Origin of the sequence: Dolichospermum flos-aquae CCAP 1403/13F, from assembly GCF_012516395.1 — a bacterium.
In the GTDB taxonomy this organism is placed as follows: Bacteria; Cyanobacteriota; Cyanobacteriia; order Cyanobacteriales; family Nostocaceae; genus Dolichospermum; species Dolichospermum lemmermannii.
In genome coordinates this window covers 1,919,811-1,938,834 of record NZ_CP051206.1, presented here as the reverse complement: position 1 = coordinate 1,938,834, position 19,024 = coordinate 1,919,811, and the positions used below count along the sequence as shown (strand labels likewise).

Here is a 19,024-nt window from a genome sequence, read left to right as displayed (position 1 = left end):
ACGTTTTACTCCCCCCATTTGTGAATTTTTCGAGTTACGGACAAATTTTTTCCCAGAAAAACCACACTAAATCGCCATAACCCTTACCCCTCTTACCTTTTAAGCTTCTCCAAAATTCTCTCCACCTCCCCACGGACAGGATACAACACCTGCTGGCTCAAAGCCCCTTTATAAGCCTGTCTAGACCCTGATTTATCCCCCAAGCAAAACATCACCCTCCCTAACCAGTAATCAGCCATGGCTGGGTTAAATAACTTCAATTCCTGACATCCTTGAGCAGCTACCTCCCACCACCGTTTACTAGCCTTCACATTCTTCAAAACTCGATAACTCTCCCCCAACCAAAACGCCGCTGGTACGGATTGCAAATAACTGCTATCTGGTAAAAGCTCCCATGCCTTTTTTAAGGCTTCCAGGGCTTCCCGATGTTTACGAGCCAAAATCAACACCTGGCCATGATGCAACCAAGTATCCGCTAACTGGGGTTGTAGTTTTGTTCCCTGTTGGGAAACCTGACAACCCCGTTCAATGTCTGGAAAATGTTCCACCAATACTCGCCCCGCAGTCGTCCACATACTCCAGCATTCAGGAAAGCGCGTTAACATCTCCTCCACTATGGAAGCAAGAATCGTTTTACTCTTTTCTGGATGAGGTGCAAAGGGTAAAATTTCACACAAACCCTGATAAATTTTCCGGTCATGGGGATACAGATAATACGCTTTCTCCATCATTTCCGCCCCTTGCTGGTATTTCCCTGTGTTGAATAAACTCAGCCCATAATAATACCAACCATAAGGATAATCGGGGGATTCTGTGGTAAATTTGGCTAATACCTCCACCCCTTGCGCCCAATCCCCTCGTAGAATGTGATAGTAGGCTAAGGATTTATGAACTTCAACACTATGGGGAATTGTTCCTAGTAAGGAGGTAATCATTTTTTTAGTGATTTTCCCCTCTTCACCGGATACCATTCTCGCCAGCAAACGTTGATCAATTTGTCGTTGTATTACCCGAAAATCATCACCAGCTAGGGCTATAAGGCTGTTAAACCTCTCTTTTGCCGTTTGTATATCCCCCACCACCATCAGGGCATCATAGCTGTAAATCAGGGACATAACATCATCTGGATTAATTGCTAAAACCGGCTCTAGAGTGCGGAGAATACCCAGGGGATTTTCTACATTTTGATATACCTGTGACAAAGCCAGTCGGTGAAATACTTGATCAGGTTCTGAATTTATGGCTAAATTAAAGGCTGTGAGAGCTTTTTCATTGTCACCTTTGCAAACTGCAATCAATCCTTGTATATGATGCTGAGTTCCCGGATTTTCAGACAAAAATAGGGCTGTATCATATACTTGTAAAGCCTCTTTTTTTTGTCCCATTAACTGCAATATTTTCCCCAATTGCAGATGCACATCAAGTAGTTGAGATTCTCGCTCAATTACTTGATTATATTCGATAATGGCTTGTGACCAGTTTCCTATTTCGTAAAGCAAATCAGCTAATTCTAATCTTTTTTTCCATCCTTGAGGAAATTTTTCAATGTACTTGTTTAAAGTGATCAGTTTTTGCTCTTGTCTGGCTGATTTTTCTGCTATGAATAACTGAGCATTCATCTTTATACCAGATGAATCTGTGAATTGTACCAATGATGCGGTAAGGCTTCCAGACATATTAAAGTTACTTTATAGTTAATTTCTTGCTGTTGAGTTTTTGTGGGTATTGATGATTCCTCATCATGATTCCATATTTGCTCAGATTCTAATTCTTCTACTATTGGAATCACGGTGTTTAATGGTGAAAAGGAATCAAAAGCAGTGTTATCTTCCCCCGCAAAATACTTCTTTAACTGCTGTTTTAGAATCTTTCGCGCTTTTTGAATACGTTTACGAAGGTTCTCTTCAGGAATGGTGAGTTGTTTAGCGATATCTGGATAGGATTTGTTTTGACAACAACGTAAAATAAAAGGATGGCGTAATCTATCGGGTAAAGATGCAATTTTATACTTGAGATATGCCGCCATTTCCAGATTTAAAAGCCAGGATTCAGGAGGTTGTAAATTAGAAGTAAGTATTGGATGATCTGCAAATTGAATGTCGTCAATATTATCAACTTTTGCAACTTCTCGTTGACGTTTTCGATAGACATCAATGCAATAGTTATAAGTAATTTGAGATAACCACGATTTAGGATGTTCAATGTCATTTGTAGATTGTGTCCATTGAGTCCAAGCTTTAAGCATTACCTGATTGACTACATCTTCTGTATCATGGTAATTACCGTTGAGCCATTTTAAACAACAGTTGTAAAGATAACCTTGATGTAGGTCCCATAATTGCCAAAAATCCTGACAATTATTTGGAGTTTTATCGCCAAATTGGCTTTGTTTTGGCAATATATTCCTGTTTCCCATCTCTGATGACAAGAACAAGAGTTCTTGTTTTGGCTCTACCGACATAGATGACTTACTGTTCATTCTTAACAAGATGAAGGATAATGCACTGTGTACAGTATAATTTAGGTAAGTTCAGGTATCTGTAAATTATTGTTATAATTTGTTCATTGTCATCCTACAATAAACCTTAGAGGATGTTTGAAAAGTGGTATTCCGTAATTTTCATCACATTGCTACCCCCCTTTCCCCTTGTAAAGGGGGGAAACAATAAAAATCCAGTTCCCTACCCTTTACAAGGGGAGGGTTAGGGTGGGGTAAAAAATATTTGATACATCAACCATAACTTTTCAAACACCCTCTTATAAAACACGAGGACATTATGACCTTTACCGCAGATCCTCCCTATACACAAACCAGCCTTCCAGATCATACTCAACTACCAGAATCTAACGGACAATTTGTAAAAAATTTCCAGGAACATCCTCAAAGTATTCTACTAACTCAATCTATCATTCCAGTATTACAAAAAATCCACGCTGATGGACAATATGCTATAGGTCAAGATAGCGGTATTTATTGGCGAATAACTGAACCACCAGAACGAGGTGCAGAAGCCCCTGATTGGTTTTATGTTCCTCATGTGCCACCATTATTAGATGGTAAAGTCCGACGTTCCTATGTGCTTTGGCAAGAATTTATTGCCCCATTAATTGCTTTAGAATTTGTATCAGGAAATGGCACAGAAGAAAGAGATAAAACACCTTGGCAGGGGAAATTTTGGATTTATGAACAAGTGATTAAACCTGCCTTTTACGGCATTTATGAAGTTAGTAAAGCCAGCGTGGAAGTATATCATCTCATGGAAGGACAATATCATTTATTGCCACCAAATCAACGAGGTCATTATCCGATTACACCTATGGGCGTAGAATTAGGTATTTGGCAAGGGACATATCAAAATATGGAGTTACCTTGGCTACGGTGGTGGGATTTAGACGGTAATTTGTTACTTGATGGTCATGAAACAGCCGAATATGAACGCCAACGGGCTGAAAATGAACGCCAACGGGCTGAAAATGAACGCCAACGGGCTGAAAATGAACGCCAACGGGCTGAAAGTGAAAAAGAAAAAAGCTATCGCCTCATCGCCCAATTACGCGCTTTAGGAGTGGAACCAGAAGCGTAAAAAATACCCATATCTCCAACTACCAATCGCTAGATTTACGAGTAATCAACCCACCCACAAATGCCCCTAAAATTGTCCCTGTCCACAGTCCCGCAGTGCTTCCTTGCCAACTTGCACCCGGAGTTACTAAAGCATTGCACATTTGTTTAAATCCCCAAGTCTGGTTTTGACATTTTTGGCTATGTTGCATTACGGTGATTTGTCCAGCTATTAAAGCAGTAAAAAAACCGGAGGAAAGTGCCAAAAAGGTACAAATAAGAATGCGTTTTTTAATCATATTTTTGTTTCGCGCAAAGGCGCAAAGGAGCAAAGGCGCAAAGGAAGAAATTACGCCTTTTGCTTTTTGGTTTTTATCAGCCTGTATTTCTCATGCCGGCAGCAATTCCGTTGATGGTTAATAATGCTCCTCGGAGTAATTCTCCTTTGCTATAACGAGAGTGAATTACTCCGGTTGTGGGGGCATTTTTTGATTGACGAAGGCGTTTTAATAGGGAAACTTGGATAAATCCTAAAGGCACAATTGTTCCATTTCTTAATTGTACAGAACGTTGCAATACTGGATCACCATCTAATAGTTTTTGGTGTCCGGTGATTTTTAAGACTAAATCTCTGGTCAGAAAGAATTCGCTGGAAATTTGCTCGAAAACTTTCTCAAATCTGGGTTTGTCTTCTGGGTTAGACAATTCATCAACATAGTGACGTGCCATTTCCATGTCTACTTTTGCTAAGGTCATTTCGGCTTTAGAAATCACCATTTTAAAGAATGGCCATTTGAGGTAAAAATAGCGAAGTAATTTCAAATGTTGTTCTGGTTCTGCGTCCAAAAATTCTTGTAAGGCTGTGCCAATTCCATACCAAGAAGGTAATAAAAACCGGGTTTGTGTCCAACTAAATACCCAAGGAATAGCTCGCAAACTACTTAAATCTTTTTTACCAGATGGACGACGGGCTGGACGAGAACTAATTTGCAATTGGCTGATTTCTTCAATGGGGGTGACTTGGTGGAAGAAGTCAATGAAATCAGGTTGTTCATAAATTAGGTTACGATAGTGCTGACGTGACGCATGAGATAATTCTTCCATGATCTCATTCCAAGGTTCGATGTCATCAAACCCTGTTCCTAGTAAACTGGCTTGGATTACGGCTGTGGTGATAGTCTCTAGGTGATACAAAGCCAAATCTAACAAGGAATATTTAGAAGCTAAGACTTCCCCTTGTTCGGTAATTTTAATCCGGCCACTAATACTGTGACCTGGTTGGGCTAAAATCGCTTCATGAGCAGGACCGCCACCACGTCCCACAGAACCGCCTCGTCCGTGAAAAATCCGCAGATTTACACCGTAACTTTCGGCGATTTTCTGAAGTGATTTTTGAGCTTTATGAATTTCCCAGTTACTGCTTAAAAAACCAGAATCTTTATTACTATCGGAATAGCCTAACATTACTTCTTGTAAGTTAGGATTTAGAGTAGAAATAGATGGGGCTGCTTGTTTTTCATTATTAATTGCGGCGTAGCCACCAGCCAGCATTGCCCGATATAAAGGCAATTCAAACAGTTCCCGCATTACGCCTCTAGAACGTTGTAAATCTTCTACTGTTTCAAACAGAGGAACGATGCGAATTGTGCCTACAGCAACTACAGGATCAAATAAACTCGATTCTTTGGCTAAGAGTAAAACTTCTAGTACGTCGCTAACTTCGCGGCACATACTAATAATATAAGTTTGACAGATTTTAATGCCAAATTCTTGTTGTAGCGATCGCAAAATTCGGAAAGTTTCAATTACATCATTGGTTTTTTCTGAAAATGGTAATTCAGCGGGAATTAATGGCCGACGAGTTTGTAATTCTGAAGTTAACCAAGCGATTCTCTGTTCTTCTGATAATTCGTTGTAGGACTGGGGTAAAAGTTGCAAATATTCGAGAATCTCATTGATAGCATCAGCATGACGGGATGATTCTTGACGAATATCTAATTGAGTCAGATTAAAGTCAAATATTTCCACTTGACATATCAGATTTTCCAACTCTCGACAACTTAAACCTGTTTCCGTTAAATTGCGTTGAATTAACAACAATTCTGTTAAAAATTCCGCACCCGTTTTATACATAGGTGCATCTTCATTGTTTGGCGTTTCCCGATTATATAAAGCCAAATTGCGATCGCGGGTATTTTCCAACCGCTTGAGAATGTAAGATAATTTTAGACGATAAGGTTCTTGGCGAAAACGCAAGGCCAAATCATCATACACCCCACTTAACTGTGATTGATCCAACTCCAAAGACTCTAGCAAATCTGGTAGTACATCACTCCAGTGCATAGATACACTCAATAAAGACACTAACTCTTTAACTGACTTAATATACCGCTCTAAGACCATTTTTCGTTGATAACAAGCGGTTTTCCACGTTACCTCCGGTGTCACCGAAGGATTACCATCTCGGTCTGAACCTACCCAAGAACCAAAAGAGCAAAAATTTGTCGTCGGTGGTTGTAACCAGGGAAAAGTTTCCCCCAAAGAATATTTGAAGCGTTTGTATAGTTGCGTAATACCATCAAACAACACTTCCTGAAAGTAGTGAAGAGCATAATCTACTTCATCCAAAACCGTTGGTTTAAACTGATGTAATTCGTCAGTGCGCCACCAGAGGCGAATTTCTTCCAGTAATCTTTCCTTCACCTCCAAGGTTTCCCAAGGATAGCTACTAGCACGATTTTGGGCTTCATCTAGTTTTTGCAAAAGATGAACCACCTGACGCTGTTTATCCCGGATAGTATGACGGACAATTTCCGTCGGGTGTGCAGTGAAAACTAAGCGGATATCCAGTTGGGAAATCAGGCGTTGAATTTGTTGGGGTGGGACATTCAACTTAAATAACAGGGGAAATAAAGCCGCAAAAGTTCCTTTTTGGGGAGTTTCTGCTGTCATTAAGTCGCTACCTATTTCTTTCGTAACAGGTAATTCTTCATCTCGTTGATTAGTGGAATAAATTATACTGGGGAAAATTTCCTCATCAGTTTCCCCAGTATAGCGATTTAATTGCTGCTTTTGCTCGTATTCCTGCTCAATAATATTAATCAACTGAAAGTACAACGCAAAGGCACGCGCCGCACGAATTGCTTCATTGATATTCAATTGTTCAATCAATTCTACAGCAGAGGCAGCTAGGTCATTTGTGGCTTGTCCTTCTGGGGAACATAAATCCCGCAGTTGACGCAAAAGATCCACCATTTCTTGACCGCATTCTTGACGCAGCACCGACTCCCACAATTCCTCTACTACCTGTAAACGATGACGCAAGAATAATTCTGAGTGTAGCACTGGAAAATCAATATGTTCAGCTTTCATAGTTTTCATCATACTCTCTAAGATACTCAAAACATCTAACCTACCTTTTTTGAGCATCCAATATCAAGCTGTTAGCTTTTGTTTAGGAGCTACTCACAGGTGACTTATCTTACTTTTAACTGCTTTTGATTCGTTTTTAGGAGGAAGAGGCAATTAAAATCAACCACTTCACCAAATGCCTACTGGCCATTTTAGGATAAAGTTCGCCTTCACTCAAGAACAAACAGGAGAAAAGCTATAGTAGGGAATGGGAAGGGGGTTGAAAGTCTTTTGGTGTATGGGTTTTTAGGTATTTTTTTGGTCATAAATGGCTAAGGCCACGCTACGCTATCAGGATAGCCAGGATTTGAGGATATACAGGATTGTGATTTATAATTTTTTTGTGAATGTTTATGGGAATTTCTATTTTGTCAGAATCAGGATATCCAGGATGTATCCTGTTAAGCTCAATAGGTAAACTTTCCTGCACTGAACTATTTTATGCACCTACCCTCCTTTCTATGGTTATGGAAAATAGCCGCTTGGTCAATGGGATTATCTTTACTAGCCTATTTGTTTTTAGCCATAACTGGTATTTGGATGTTACGGGTCAGAACCACTGGAGAAGCACCTTTAGGGGTTGTACTACCTTGGCAACGTCCTCAAATGCGATCGCTCCATTATATAATCGGCATCACGATGGTTAGCCTAGTATTACTACTTTTAGCTGTTGGCATTGTGGGTACATTAGGACACTTTGGTTCATTAGGACATTCACCACATTTATTAGCTGGATTAATAGTAGTAATATTAGTTTTAGTATCCGCATTTAGTGCCACTCAAATTAGTACCATAAAGCCTTGGGCTAGACCATTACATCTTAGTTGTAATCTCTGCTTATTACTAGGATTTGCTTGGGTATCTCTCAGTGGTTGGACTGTGGTGCAAAAGTATTTGCCTTAATTCTCAGTTTCCACCATGCTTATGTTATGTCTGGGAAATTGTGCAGACCACACACAAATAATTTATCCTGTAAATCCTGATTCAGCCCTTGACAAAATTCTCAGTTTCGATTACACTTATGTTACGGGTGGAAAAGTGTGCGCCCATATATAGGGTTTTTATTTATCAAATCATTTATGTCTGAATCAGGATATCCAGGATTTAAGGATTTTCAGGATGTGATGGAAAGATTGTTTTTGAGGAAGTGGTGATTTTTGGAAGTTGGGATATTTTAAAGATGTTGTTTTATGCTCTTCTTTAGATAGTTAGTTTACAGCATTTTCGCAATTACCAATTACCCATCCTGAAAATCCTTAAATCCTAATATGGCTTGCGCCACGCTACGCTATCAGACAAAATCATCTCCAAAATCCCCATAAACAATCATTAAACAACATCCTAAAAAATCCCAACTTTCCACAAACAATCATCCAACAACATCCTGTAAGAGACCTCCACAAAAAAGATGATCCAATAACTATACTGGTTTAGTAAAAATTTCCACAAACCATTTTTTGAGATTAGGGAGGCGGTGAATCTGTGTTTCAAGTTCTGCCATCGCTAAAGTTGTGAGTTTAACTCAGTAAGGAGTAAAGCTTGTCTACCAAATTGACAACAGGATTTTTACCCTTAAATGTGAGAGTTTGAGCAAAATTCAGTACGGTTTCAACAGTATCAAGTAAACTACCATTCCAATGTTGTTCTAACCAACCAAAGCAGCGTTCTATTGGGTTGTACTTGCTGTGATCAGGCGGATAATAAGCGAGTTGTAAATTCAGTTGAGATGATCTAGAAAAATCAACAATCCGCTTCATGAACTGAGTCCGACGAGAATGGTTTTCCGGTCCATTATCCTGATTAATTACCAGTTTTTGAATGTGAGCAAAACGGTGTTTGACAGTTTGCCACCAGCTTTCGAGTAAGTCAACAATACAATCAGCAGTTAATTTGGAAGTAACGAAAAATAAAAATAACTCATTGTACTCAGGGATAAAAATACTATAGGGAATTAGAGTTGTCTCAGTGGGGAAGTCGTGGTCTAATGAGACTGTTGGCATCCGAGTTGTACCACCACGGTCAAATTCTCCCACCTTGACTGCCACCTTTGCATCAATGGATATCCGCAGAGTATGAGGGTCATGATCAGCTTGAGTATTAATCTGCTTGACTTGTTCAAAAATGGCTTCTGTTTCGGGAATTTTCTTGATAGGTTTAGTTTTCAGGACTCTCATTAAGGTATAGCCTAAATCATTCAATTTTCGGCGAATTGTTTCAGATCTTGGTAGTTCTTCCTCCGTGTAACCATATTGTGCAATTAGTTGACGACGGACTTCACTTGCTGTCATGCGTGTATATAACTTTGTACTCTTAAAACTGGGGTCTGTTTGACTTTGTGGATCTACTAAGGATTTCATATACTACGTTATTAAAGATGGTTGCTGGTCATTGGAGGAGAGCTTTAAGGACAGAATGAGTGAGCTTGCAATGATATTAGGTGAGTGCGAGAGATGCAATTATTGGATGAGCAGATTAAAATATAGTTAGCTAAGGTTGGTTTTACTTTATAGGTTTTATGACTCCAGTTATTTTGCAAAAGCTTAATCCTATCGTTCTTGAAAAACTCAAATATCTTGCTCAAAGTCATCAACGGACTTTAGAAGAAGAAATCACATCTATTCTTGAAGATGTCACGGAAAATACACCTATAATTACGCCTGAAAATAGGGGCTGGTTTCCTGGTTTTTTTGAGGAAGTTATTGGTGGATGGGAAGGAGAACCACTGGTTAGGGAGCATCAAGCAGAAGCGCAGGAGAGAGATTTTTTGTTATGACATATTTACTTGATACTAATGTTTGCATCAAGTTGCTTAATAATAGCAATCAGTTAGTTGTTCAAAAATTGTCAGAACAAAGCCCTGAGAATATTAATTTGTCTACAGTAGTTGCATTTGAACTTTTTTATGGAGCTTTTTGTAGCCAAAAAATAGAGAGTAATATCAAGAAATTAGAGCGTTTTCTGAGTCAGTTTAGAATTCTTAGTTTTGATAAAGATGCAGCAAAAGTTTGTGCTTATATTCGTTCTGATTTGAAGAAAAAGGGAACACCAATAGGAGTTTATGATTTACAAATTGCTGCAATCGCTATTGCTAATAATTTAGTTTTGGTGACTCATAATGTGGGAGAGTTTAGCCGAATAGAAGAGTTACAATATGAGGATTGGGAGATGGAGTTATGAAATTATAGGGATTTGTTCAAGATTTAGAACTTAAATTAAATCCCGGTTATAAACAAACAGGAATTGCTTTATTATTTAAATAGAAAGATTAAGGAACATTTAGCAAAGATTGGTTTTTCTTTAGAGGAATAGAAATGATACAGGATAGTGATCGAAAAATTGTTTCAGAGTTTCGCTCTCGACTAGAAGCGATAATTCCCATTTTGGATTTACGGGTATTTGGTTCAAGAGCGCGGGGTGATGCTACAGAAGAATCAGATTTAGATGTGTTTATTAAAATTACTGAATTAGATAGATCATGCCGAGAAAAAATTAGTGATTTGGCGTGGGAAGTAGGTTTTAAATATGATATGGTTATTTCCACCTTTGTCGTCACAGAAGCACAGGTAGAAAGGGGAGCTATGGGGGCTAGTCCCTTACTGTCTAAGGTATTACAAGAAGGTATTATTGTATGATAAATCAGCAACTAAAGTTATTAATTGAGTACCGTTTATCCGAAAGTGAAGAAACTTTAAGAGAAGCAAAGATTTTACTCAATCAATCAGCTTTTCGTGGTACTATCAATCGTTCTTATTATGCAATGTTTTATGCGGCACTGGGTCTTTTAGCAACTAAAGGTTTAGGCAGTTCTAAACATAGTGGAATAGTTAGTTTTTTTGATCGTGAGTTTGTGAAGACAGGAATTTTTTCTAAGGAGTTATCGCGGAGTTTTCATCGGGCATTTGATGAACGACAAGCAAGTGATTATGGAGAAATGTTAGAACCAGATATGGAGTCAGCAATGGCTTTATTTGAGAGAGCGCAGAATTTTGTGGATGAAATTATACAGTATTTAAAGTCTTGGATGGAGGTTAACTAACCTTCTGGTACTAAGATTTCTGTAGATAACTGTGGTAATAGTTCGGCTTGTTGATTTTTAAACAACATAATTAGAGGTGAGGAATTAATAATGATACGGGAACAGAGAAGAGCATAGGATTTGGGAATAAAACCCGATTAAGAAAAAACTATGGGTTTCAAAGTAGATGTGGTTTATTGCCTTATGAGATCAAAAAGATCAAAAAACTGGTGTGAGCTATTGATTTTTTCTTTCAATTGGTATCAAGGTTTCCAAATCAAACAATCTAACACCTACATCTATAACGAAAATTCCTAGCATTTGGAATATTATAAACATAATAAACCAAGATTTCAAACCACCGGGAATGCTAGTAAGAATCCCCACAATTTTAGATAAATCATTGATTTTATTTCTGCTTTCTGCAAGTTGTTCCCAGTTCTCATCATCGTTTTGTTGATAAACCTCTAATGCTTTGACTCTGCTCATCAATGAAGAATCTTCCCATAAAAGCATTTTTTCAACTTGTTGCATTTTGGCAGAGTTTTCCCTAACTTGAATTTCTAATCTAATTAATGTTTCAATTGATTGTCGGTCAACAATGGGATTTTCAGTTAAAGATTTCACCAAAAACTCAAACTCATCAGTAGAATGTCTTCCCGCCCCTGACTTAATAGTTTCGGGAATAGCCCTGAGTAATATTCCATTTCTCTCATTAGATGCTTTAAGTTTTTCCTCTAGGTGTTTTCTTTCAGTAATATCAACAGCTTGATTGACAATAAAAAACTCGTGTCGTTTGGAGGAAACAGCTAAACAAGTATCTTTAAAATAATACTCCCAAGTTATTTCAGTTCCCACTGGGGAGTCAAGTAATTGCTGCATTTGCACACTTTGCTTTTTGCAACTTCCACCAGCCAGCATTCCTTTAATATTTTCTTTCTCTAAGTTCAACAAAGCAGATAGTTTGTTATTAACCGTAAGATACGTCAGATTTAAGTCAACAATTGAAATAAACCCCGGTATGGCTTCTATAAATTCATTTTGATATGCCTCTAGTTCTGGATTCATAATTTTAATTGAAAAACTTAATTTCTATTTTATTCCTAATATTTTAAATTGGCATAAATTTGGGCATAAATTTGATTTTGAATATGTTATCAAAACCAGTGATTATACCCCATGAAAATATTGATTTGTGCCAAGTTAAAACCTAATCAATCCACAACGACACAAACCGGAATTCTTTACCACTAAATAACCCCCGGTCACTCAGTTTTAAGTCCAATACCCGTGAATGAAATTAATAGCCTACAAATAATTACTAATATTAATTCTGCAAATATTAAGGCATAAAAATAACTTCAGTTTAGTCTAAACTCCAGGCAAAATGTATCTAAAATTATATGATCATGAGATTTTTCTTGAATTTATAAATCATCAATCTTGTCAATTATTTGAAATCAAATTTAAAAAATCATAAATGTGTCATTTTTTTCGTCGAGAATTTTTATTCCTGCTCCAAAATGAGTAGCCTGATAGTATATATTGACAAAATATGAAAGAATATTTAAGCTTTATAAGAGTTTATTTCAAGTCATCCTTGACAGTTTTGTATGGGAATTCAAAAAGAACATCATCAGATGCTTACTCAGTTTACGACAGAATATGATCTGCAACCAATTGCAAAACATTTATCAACTATTATCAAAGAATCTTTGGCGAGTGTTTCATCAAGTAAATGTCGTCAAGGAACGATTCTAGTACCAACGTTTGTCATTTGGTTTGTAATTCTCTCCACTATCCGTCGTGATTTAAGTTATTTAGGAATAATGGATTGGATGATATCAGGATTGAGGTGGTTATCCTGTTGTCTACCAAAACAACTTATTTCTGAAGGTGCTATGAGTCATGCCAGAGTTCGTATAGGATTAACAGTTTTTCAACTAATATTTAAAAAACTCACTTCTAGTTTGACAACATTGAAATATGACTTTCATAAATGGACTACAGTAATATTTGATGGTTCCACAGGTACGACACCTGATACTGAAAGTAATCGTGATAAATTTGGGAAGTCTAAATGTGGTCGAGGAGAAAGTGCTTTTCCCATGCTGAGAATAGTCACATTAATATCAGCATCAACACGCCTGATCCTAGATTTTACCTATGGTTCGAGCCAAGGTAAAGGAACTGGTGAAAGGACTTTAATGACTAAATTACTGGCACAATTTAACCAGAAAAACTTATTATTTTTATTAGATGCTGGTTTATATTCCTTTGCAACTATTTTTAGTATTCGTACAAAAGAATGCGACTTTTTACTTAGGGTAGCTTCTAATGTTAAACTACCTGTTATCTCTGATTCTCGTTTGCCAGATGGATACATGGCTAGATATCCAGATGGAAGTTATTTATCAGAAATTAATGGCAAAATTCTCAATTTAGAAAAATCTACAGAATCGCATAAACAATGGAATCAGGAAAGTATCATTGTCCGAGTTATTGAATATCAAATTCCTGGTTTTCTCCCTCGTCGTTTAGTTACTAGTATTATTGACCCTAATATTTCTGCCAAAGAATTAATTATTCACTATCATTGCAGATGGGAGGTGGAAATTAGTTTCTGTGAAATAAAAACACATCAATGTGCTACGCTCAAAGGACAAATGCCCACTATTTTTCGGAGCAAAACATCTGAATTAGTCGAACAAGAACTTTATGCTATGTTAATTGCTTATAATCTACTCCGCGATTTAATTTACCAATCTGCTAACGAATATAATAAAAATCCTTTACTCCTTAGTTTTCTTGAATCTTTGCAACTAGTTATAGATTTAGTACAACTCATCAGCCATTCATCCTTAAAATTACGAGAAATTCAACATCAATATTTATTATCATTAATTTCCCAGTCTGAAATTGATCGCCCCCGACGAAAACGTATTAATCCCCGTGTTGTCAAAATTAAAATGTCCAAATTCAAGCGCAAAAACTCTTCCCATAAATCTGAAATCAGAGATATAGAAAAAGACTTGAAAATCCTTCCCCCACAAGCAGTTTGACAATTTCATTCACGGGTATTGGTTTTAAGTCTGGGATCACCAGCAATGCCATAAATGAAAGTGTCATGAATGGTGCAGTCAGTTTTGACCCTAATTGTTTTGCCCAATTATCAAGTTCTGCATACTGTTTTGCTACCTCATAACCATCGCTATCACTCATCAACCCAGCCACAGGTAAAGGTAATACATGAACTACATTGTCTTCTGCTACTGCAATACCACCTTGATGTGAGATTACCGCATTTACCGCTGCACAGATTTCCGCATCGCTTGTCCCCACTGCCACAATGTTATGGGAATCATGCGCCACACTCGATGCGATCGCCCCCCGTTTCAATCCAAAATTCTGCACTAATGCCACCGTCGGCGGTGTGTCTTGATACCGATTAACAACCGTGATTTTTAGGATATCTGCGTTTAAGTCAGCTATAACCTCACCGTTTTCAATATGTGCTGGTACACACTTTTCCCCTGTGATTAATTGTCCATCGGTAACGGTGATCACTCTGACTGTTGCGACTGTTGCCCCCTTGGCAGTTATTGCAAAGTCCCCCGGTGTTTTTGAAGTAGTGATAAATTTATTGATAGGTTTGACAGGAACAAATGGTAACAAAGTTGACCCGGTTTTTGCTGTTAAAACACCTTGACAATAAGTAGCCAACACCGTGAAATCTTGTAAATTATCAACAACAATCAAATCTGCACTGTCCCCAACTTGTAGTAATCCCACATCCAAATTGTAATGTTTGACAGGGTTCACACAGGCAATTTGCAGGACATTCATCACATCGTGACCTAATGCCACAGCCCGTTTTACCAGTAGATTTATATGACCATTAACTAAATCATCAGGGTGTTTATCATCACTACAAAACATACAATCTGCTGCATGGGAATCAATCAAACTGTGTAGGGCATCAAAGTTTTTAGCTGCTGAACCCTCCCGGATCTGAATTTTCATTCCCAACGCTAATTTCTCTAAAGCTTCATTTAGTGTGGAACATTCATGATCTGTAGTAATTTGAGCATTTGCATATTTACGTAATCCTGTCCCAGACAATCCCGGTGCGTGGCCATCAATGGGTAGTCCCAGACTTTGGGCTAGATGAATTTTGTCCATCATTTCTACATCATCTGCCAACACCCCCGGTACATTCATTACCTCACTCAGATAGGAAATCCCCTGTTTAAACAGTTGACGGAAATCGTTTACCGTCAGTTTTGCCCCAGCAGTTTCCAACTCGGTGGCAGGGACACAAGCAGGAAAACCAAAAGCTATTTTAAAGGGAGTTTGCAGAGCATTATTCACCATGAACCGGATACCCTCTAAACCCAACACATTGGCGATTTCGTGGGGGTCAGAGACAGAGGCCACCGTACCATGCACCGTCGCTAATCGGGCAAATTCAGTGGGTACAAGCATCGAGCTTTCGATATGAACATGAGCATCAATAAAACCAGGAAGAATGTACTGTGAGTATTGCCCCTGGTCCTGAACTATGGTTTGAATCTGTCCATCCTGAATATAGATAGTACCGGGAAAAATGGTGCGGTGGAGAACATCTACTATATTGCCGACAAGAGTAAAATTTTTCATGATTTTATCGTTAAACAATAACTAAAGGTAGAGTTTTTATGACAAAAAAATGCAATAATAAAGTAAGGATTTTGTTAATGAATAACCCCTGATTTTTCCTGACTCTCAAGTATTACCATAGCCTGTAAACCAAGAACTGAACTACATTGTGACTAAAATTATTGCTATTTTCAATCAAGCCGGTGGGGTGATGAAAACCAGTCTGACGATGAATTTGGGTTATCATCTCTCCCGCAAACATAAAGTTTTACTGGTGGATACTGACCCCCAGGCATCCCTGACAACTTTTATGGGACTTGAACCCCATGAACTTGAAGAAATCGTTGCTGACTCACTACTCACACCAGAGACTAAATTACCAATTCACCACAATTTACACGGTATGGATTTAGCCCCGGCTAATATTACCCTCAGTGCGGTAGAATTACAACTCTCTGCGGTTATGGCCAGGGAACTACGACTCAAACAAGCTTTAGAACCCATTTTAAATAACTACGATTTCATTTTGATTGATTGTCCTCCCTCTTTAGGTATTCTCAGTATTCTCGGACTCTGTGCTGCTACTCATGTTTTAGTCCCAGTTCAGACTCATTACAAAGCATTCAAGGGAACGGAGTTATTGTTGGATAGCATCAAACAGGTGAAGAAACATATCAATCCGAAATTAGCGATCGCCGGATTTGTGCCAACCTTGTACGTAAATGCCAACCAAGACAAAGTGATTTTGGAGGCTTTGGAACAGCAGTTATCACCACTAGCCAAAGTTTATCCGAAGATACCCCGTGCCACGGCCTTTGCCGATGCAGTCATGAATAGTCAACCCTTGGCTGTGTATGACCCCAAACATCCAGCGATAGCGAAGCGCTCCGTAGGAATCGCAGTTCTGAAAAAGATAGCATTGGGGATGGAGAAACTGTAATGGTTAAGAAACCTTTAGAACTCCCAAAAATGCGTGGTGTGGAAGATTTGTTGAGTATGGATGTGGAATCAGAATCACCAACTGCCACCGTTAATATTGATAAAATTTGTTTACCTTCTCAACAACCCCGACGGTATTTTGACCCTGAGAAACTCAATCAACTGGTGCAGTCAGTTAAAGAACACGGGATTTTACAACCTTTGTTGGTGCGTGCTGTTAATGGTGAATTTGAGTTAGTCGCTGGTGAACGCCGACTCCGGGCGGCCAAAGAAGCGGGGTTGACGGAAGTACCAATTATCACCAAGGAATTATCTGACCTCCAAACCCTGCAAATTGCTTTATTGGAAAACCTGCAACGGGAAGATTTAAACCCAGTTGAAGAAACTGAGGGGATTTTAGAGTTACTCTGTATGGAACTTGATGTAAATTCTGGTGAGGTTATATCAATTCTCAATCAAGTCGCCAACGCCAAAAAACGGGGATTAGAACTGACGGAAAACGTTTCCCGTCAACTGGAAATTGTGGGATTGGTGTTGTTGGGTGTGGGGAGATTCACTGCTGAAAGTTTTCGTACCAGTCGTTTACCATTATTGAATTTACCCGATGATGTATTGGAAATATTGCGGCAGGGTCAACTAGAATATACCAAAGCTAGGGCGATCGCTAAACTCAAAGATGAGGGTGAACGTAGGGAACTACTGGATAAAGTTCTTAATGAAAATCTATCTTTAAGTGAGATTAAGCAGTTAGTAAAGGAATTAACCCCAGGGAAAACTACACCAAAAGAGACATTGAATGCTAAATATTCCGAGCTTGGTAAAAGGTTGAAGAATGCCCAGGTGTGGGAAGATGTGAAGAAAACCAAGAAGCTAGAGAAATTGTTGGGTGATTTAGAACAATTGTTAGAATAGAACCCCAGAAATAATCAAAACAGGAGATACATTATGGCGAGAAAGTCTAAGGATTTTAATGAGTTGATGAAACAAAAACAGAGTTCCCAAGAGAAACATAAAAATCTCGAAGCACTTAGAGAAAAGATGCAAGGGGGTGTATTTGGGGAATTGGCTGCAAATATACCGATAGAACCCAAGGGAGCTATAAAAATGTCAGAGGTTCTCCAACAGTTCGTTGAACCTTATTTAGATACAGTACACAATTTGAAACAATGTAAGGCTTTATTGAGTTTAGCTGCAATAGCCTGGAATGCTGCGGTAATGCCTGAATCAGAACAAAAAACAATACTTGATACTTTCCTGGAACAACAGTTGTCGTCTCAGGATGCAGAAACTCAACAGGGGGTTACACAAATGATTACTGAACTAATTACTAGAAAAAATCAGCACTTCTCGCACATTAAACGGTTAATCATGGACTTTGATGTGAAACAATCTGGACAAAGATATGATATTTCTGTGGCTTCAACTTTGTTAGAAACCAAGTGACTATAGTTTCATCATTCCCAGTCTTGTTGAGATTCGCTAAATATTCTAGTTGTCTTGTTTAAATTAAAATCAGCCGCCATTAAATCAATACCATCAATAATTTTACTAGGTTCGGCAATTCTCAAAGCCGTAAAACATTTGTCTCGATAATTGGGGTGATTTTGGAAAAAGGATATCGCTTTTTTTAAAGGTTCAATTACAGGATAAGCTGATTCTGCCTTCTCAATAGCTGCTTGAGGAATGGGAGAATTGAGCCTTTGCATAGCCAAATCAATTAAATCTCTCGACTCTACCGAGGAATCATTCCATCTGTCAGAATTAGCTAAAAGTTTTTCTGCAAAACTGTCAATTTGATTTAAGCATGGGACAGGCGACCAACTGGGATAATCTGCTTCTCCCAATTCAATCCGTCCTTCCATAATTATCTCAAATTTAATCAGAGTTTCATCAACTACAATGGCAAATCTTACTCCGTACTGGTCAGCTTTAATTTCTCCGGGTAGGTTGAGATTATTTTGAGTATTAAAAAGGGCATTATATTGATTTTCAGCTATTTTTTGTCGTAGTAATCGGTAGCCAGTACCAGTGGAACAGAGAAAATCTATATCCTTGCTTAATCTATATTCCCCATGATTTAAACTAACCAGAGTCCCACCGCCAAAATACGCGCCACACTCTAATAAAAAATTAGCATTTAATTGATTAAGAACAATTAAAATTTTTTGATGAAATTCCCTTTCAAACATTTTTGCTCCTAACCATGAATGATAATATTGAGCTAATTGTTGCACAAATAAGGCTTCTATTTGGTTCAAGTTGCCTAAAACTCCCCGGTAGTGCCACCCTCGTTCATATATTCTCAGCATTTCTAAAGGAGTAAGATTTTCTATATCTTCTCTTTGCCAACATAATTTTTCTAAAAACGGTAATTTCTCTGGAGTTTTAATTTGAGGTTTAATTAACATTGGGGATTACTGAAGTTGAGGATTTTGAATCAGGGAATAGGAAGAAAATTG

Annotated in this window: 17 protein-coding genes and 1 pseudogene; 10 read left to right on the top strand and 8 right to left on the bottom strand. The window is 38.2% G+C overall.

All coding sequences use genetic code 11. The annotated features are described in order from the left end of the window. Positions 1–92 precede the first annotated feature (92 nt). Positions 93–1,676, bottom strand: a complete 1,584-nt coding sequence (locus HGD76_RS09415) for a tetratricopeptide repeat protein (protein WP_210967757.1) — start codon at positions 1,674–1,676, stop codon at positions 93–95. After that, positions 1,622–2,398, bottom strand: a complete 777-nt coding sequence (locus HGD76_RS09410; RefSeq protein ID WP_233467149.1) for an RNA polymerase sigma factor — start codon at positions 2,396–2,398, stop codon at positions 1,622–1,624. Before HGD76_RS09410 ends, HGD76_RS09415 begins: the two co-directional genes overlap by 55 nt. 379 nt (positions 2,399–2,777) lie before the next feature. Here HGD76_RS09410 and HGD76_RS09405 point away from each other — a divergent pair, with 379 nt between their 5' ends. Then, complete coding sequence (locus HGD76_RS09405) at positions 2,778–3,584, top strand: Uma2 family endonuclease (protein WP_168695624.1); 807 nt, start codon at positions 2,778–2,780, stop codon at positions 3,582–3,584. Positions 3,585–3,603: 19 nt separating this feature from the next. Here HGD76_RS09405 and HGD76_RS09400 read toward each other — a convergent pair whose 3' ends face one another. Then, positions 3,604–3,861 (bottom strand): hypothetical protein, encoded by a 258-nt coding sequence (locus HGD76_RS09400; protein ID WP_168695623.1) that lies wholly within the window; start codon positions 3,859–3,861, stop codon positions 3,604–3,606. Positions 3,862–3,937: 76 nt separating this feature from the next. Then, entirely contained in the window at positions 3,938–6,943 is a 3,006-nt protein-coding gene (gene ppc / locus HGD76_RS09395) for a phosphoenolpyruvate carboxylase (protein ID WP_168697411.1), read from the bottom strand. Positions 6,944–7,414: 471 nt separating this feature from the next. Here ppc and HGD76_RS09390 point away from each other — a divergent pair, with 471 nt between their 5' ends. Beyond that, positions 7,415–7,876: a DUF4079 domain-containing protein gene (locus tag HGD76_RS09390; RefSeq protein ID WP_148762204.1), complete on the top strand. Its 462-nt coding sequence runs from the start codon at positions 7,415–7,417 to the stop codon at positions 7,874–7,876. Positions 7,877–8,393: 517 nt separating this feature from the next. On the opposite strand, the pseudogene HGD76_RS09385 reads toward HGD76_RS09390, so the two are convergent. Continuing rightward, positions 8,394–9,330: pseudogene (locus HGD76_RS09385) on the bottom strand (ISAzo13 family transposase); the annotation flags it as partial. Positions 9,331–9,488: 158 nt separating this feature from the next. On the opposite strand from HGD76_RS09385, the gene HGD76_RS09380 reads away from it, so the two are divergent. The 4 genes from HGD76_RS09380 to HGD76_RS09365 all read left to right on the top strand — a co-directional run bounded on the left by HGD76_RS09380 (position 9,489) and on the right by HGD76_RS09365 (position 11,009). Beyond that, on the top strand, positions 9,489–9,746 hold the full coding sequence (locus HGD76_RS09380) for a hypothetical protein (RefSeq protein WP_148764544.1): 258 nt from the start codon (positions 9,489–9,491) through the stop codon (positions 9,744–9,746). Beyond that, positions 9,743–10,150, top strand: coding sequence for a type II toxin-antitoxin system tRNA(fMet)-specific endonuclease VapC (gene vapC, locus HGD76_RS09375; protein ID WP_168695622.1), 408 nt, complete (start codon positions 9,743–9,745; stop codon positions 10,148–10,150). The genes HGD76_RS09380 and vapC overlap by 4 nt, the downstream gene beginning before the upstream one ends. A gap of 134 nt (positions 10,151–10,284) precedes the next feature. Beyond that, positions 10,285–10,605, top strand: coding sequence for a nucleotidyltransferase family protein (locus tag HGD76_RS09370; RefSeq protein WP_168695621.1), 321 nt, complete (start codon positions 10,285–10,287; stop codon positions 10,603–10,605). Beyond that, a complete protein-coding gene (locus tag HGD76_RS09365; protein ID WP_168695620.1) occupies positions 10,602–11,009 on the top strand; it encodes a HEPN domain-containing protein in 408 nt (135 codons plus the stop codon). The genes HGD76_RS09370 and HGD76_RS09365 overlap by 4 nt, the downstream gene beginning before the upstream one ends. A gap of 216 nt (positions 11,010–11,225) precedes the next feature. Here HGD76_RS09365 and HGD76_RS09360 read toward each other — a convergent pair whose 3' ends face one another. Further along, complete coding sequence (locus tag HGD76_RS09360) at positions 11,226–12,056, bottom strand: PAS domain-containing protein (protein WP_168695619.1); 831 nt, start codon at positions 12,054–12,056, stop codon at positions 11,226–11,228. A 545-nt stretch (positions 12,057–12,601) separates the two neighbouring features. Between HGD76_RS09360 and HGD76_RS09355 the strand changes: the two genes are divergently transcribed. Next, positions 12,602–14,050, top strand: coding sequence for an IS4 family transposase (locus HGD76_RS09355; protein WP_168694730.1), 1,449 nt, complete (start codon positions 12,602–12,604; stop codon positions 14,048–14,050). On the opposite strand, the gene ade is transcribed toward HGD76_RS09355, so the two are convergent. After that, the gene (ade, locus tag HGD76_RS09350) at positions 14,001–15,647 is read right to left on the bottom strand and encodes an adenine deaminase (protein ID WP_233467147.1); all 1,647 of its coding nucleotides are present in this window, start codon (positions 15,645–15,647) and stop codon (positions 14,001–14,003) included. The two genes, HGD76_RS09355 and ade, sit on opposite strands and share 50 nt — an antisense overlap. A 148-nt stretch (positions 15,648–15,795) precedes the next feature. Here ade and HGD76_RS09345 point away from each other — a divergent pair, with 148 nt between their 5' ends. From HGD76_RS09345 to HGD76_RS09335, 3 genes are read left to right on the top strand one after another with little or no spacing between them, the layout of a single operon-like run. Then, positions 15,796–16,566, top strand: a complete 771-nt coding sequence (locus HGD76_RS09345; RefSeq protein WP_168695618.1) for a ParA family protein — start codon at positions 15,796–15,798, stop codon at positions 16,564–16,566. Further along, positions 16,566–17,477 (top strand): ParB/RepB/Spo0J family partition protein, encoded by a 912-nt coding sequence (locus HGD76_RS09340; protein ID WP_168695617.1) that lies wholly within the window; start codon positions 16,566–16,568, stop codon positions 17,475–17,477. Before HGD76_RS09345 ends, HGD76_RS09340 begins: the two co-directional genes overlap by 1 nt. Positions 17,478–17,510: 33 nt before the next feature. Continuing rightward, a complete protein-coding gene (locus HGD76_RS09335; protein ID WP_168695616.1) occupies positions 17,511–18,008 on the top strand; it encodes a hypothetical protein in 498 nt (165 codons plus the stop codon). A gap of 11 nt (positions 18,009–18,019) precedes the next feature. Here HGD76_RS09335 and HGD76_RS09330 read toward each other — a convergent pair whose 3' ends face one another. Continuing rightward, positions 18,020–18,973 (bottom strand): nucleotidyl transferase AbiEii/AbiGii toxin family protein, encoded by a 954-nt coding sequence (locus HGD76_RS09330; protein WP_168695615.1) that lies wholly within the window; start codon positions 18,971–18,973, stop codon positions 18,020–18,022. Positions 18,974–19,024: the final 51 nt, after the last annotated feature.

Coding starts and splice junctions, on each gene's coding strand:
- HGD76_RS09415 (WP_210967757.1), bottom strand. CDS start 1,676: ATGTCTGGAAGCCTTACCGCATCATTGGTACAATTCACAGATTCATCT.
- HGD76_RS09405 (WP_168695624.1), top strand. CDS start 2,778: ATGACCTTTACCGCAGATCCTCCCTATACACAAACCAGCCTTCCAGAT.
- HGD76_RS09400 (WP_168695623.1), bottom strand. CDS start 3,861: ATGATTAAAAAACGCATTCTTATTTGTACCTTTTTGGCACTTTCCTCC.
- ppc (WP_168697411.1), bottom strand. CDS start 6,943: ATGAAAACTATGAAAGCTGAACATATTGATTTTCCAGTGCTACACTCA.
- HGD76_RS09390 (WP_148762204.1), top strand. CDS start 7,415: ATGCACCTACCCTCCTTTCTATGGTTATGGAAAATAGCCGCTTGGTCA.
- HGD76_RS09380 (WP_148764544.1), top strand. CDS start 9,489: ATGACTCCAGTTATTTTGCAAAAGCTTAATCCTATCGTTCTTGAAAAA.
- vapC (WP_168695622.1), top strand. CDS start 9,743: ATGACATATTTACTTGATACTAATGTTTGCATCAAGTTGCTTAATAAT.
- HGD76_RS09370 (WP_168695621.1), top strand. CDS start 10,285: ATGATACAGGATAGTGATCGAAAAATTGTTTCAGAGTTTCGCTCTCGA.
- HGD76_RS09365 (WP_168695620.1), top strand. CDS start 10,602: ATGATAAATCAGCAACTAAAGTTATTAATTGAGTACCGTTTATCCGAA.
- HGD76_RS09360 (WP_168695619.1), bottom strand. CDS start 12,056: ATGAATCCAGAACTAGAGGCATATCAAAATGAATTTATAGAAGCCATA.
- HGD76_RS09355 (WP_168694730.1), top strand. CDS start 12,602: ATGGGAATTCAAAAAGAACATCATCAGATGCTTACTCAGTTTACGACA.
- ade (WP_233467147.1), bottom strand. CDS start 15,647: ATGAAAAATTTTACTCTTGTCGGCAATATAGTAGATGTTCTCCACCGC.
- HGD76_RS09340 (WP_168695617.1), top strand. CDS start 16,566: ATGGTTAAGAAACCTTTAGAACTCCCAAAAATGCGTGGTGTGGAAGAT.
- HGD76_RS09335 (WP_168695616.1), top strand. CDS start 17,511: ATGGCGAGAAAGTCTAAGGATTTTAATGAGTTGATGAAACAAAAACAG.
- HGD76_RS09330 (WP_168695615.1), bottom strand. CDS start 18,973: ATGTTAATTAAACCTCAAATTAAAACTCCAGAGAAATTACCGTTTTTA.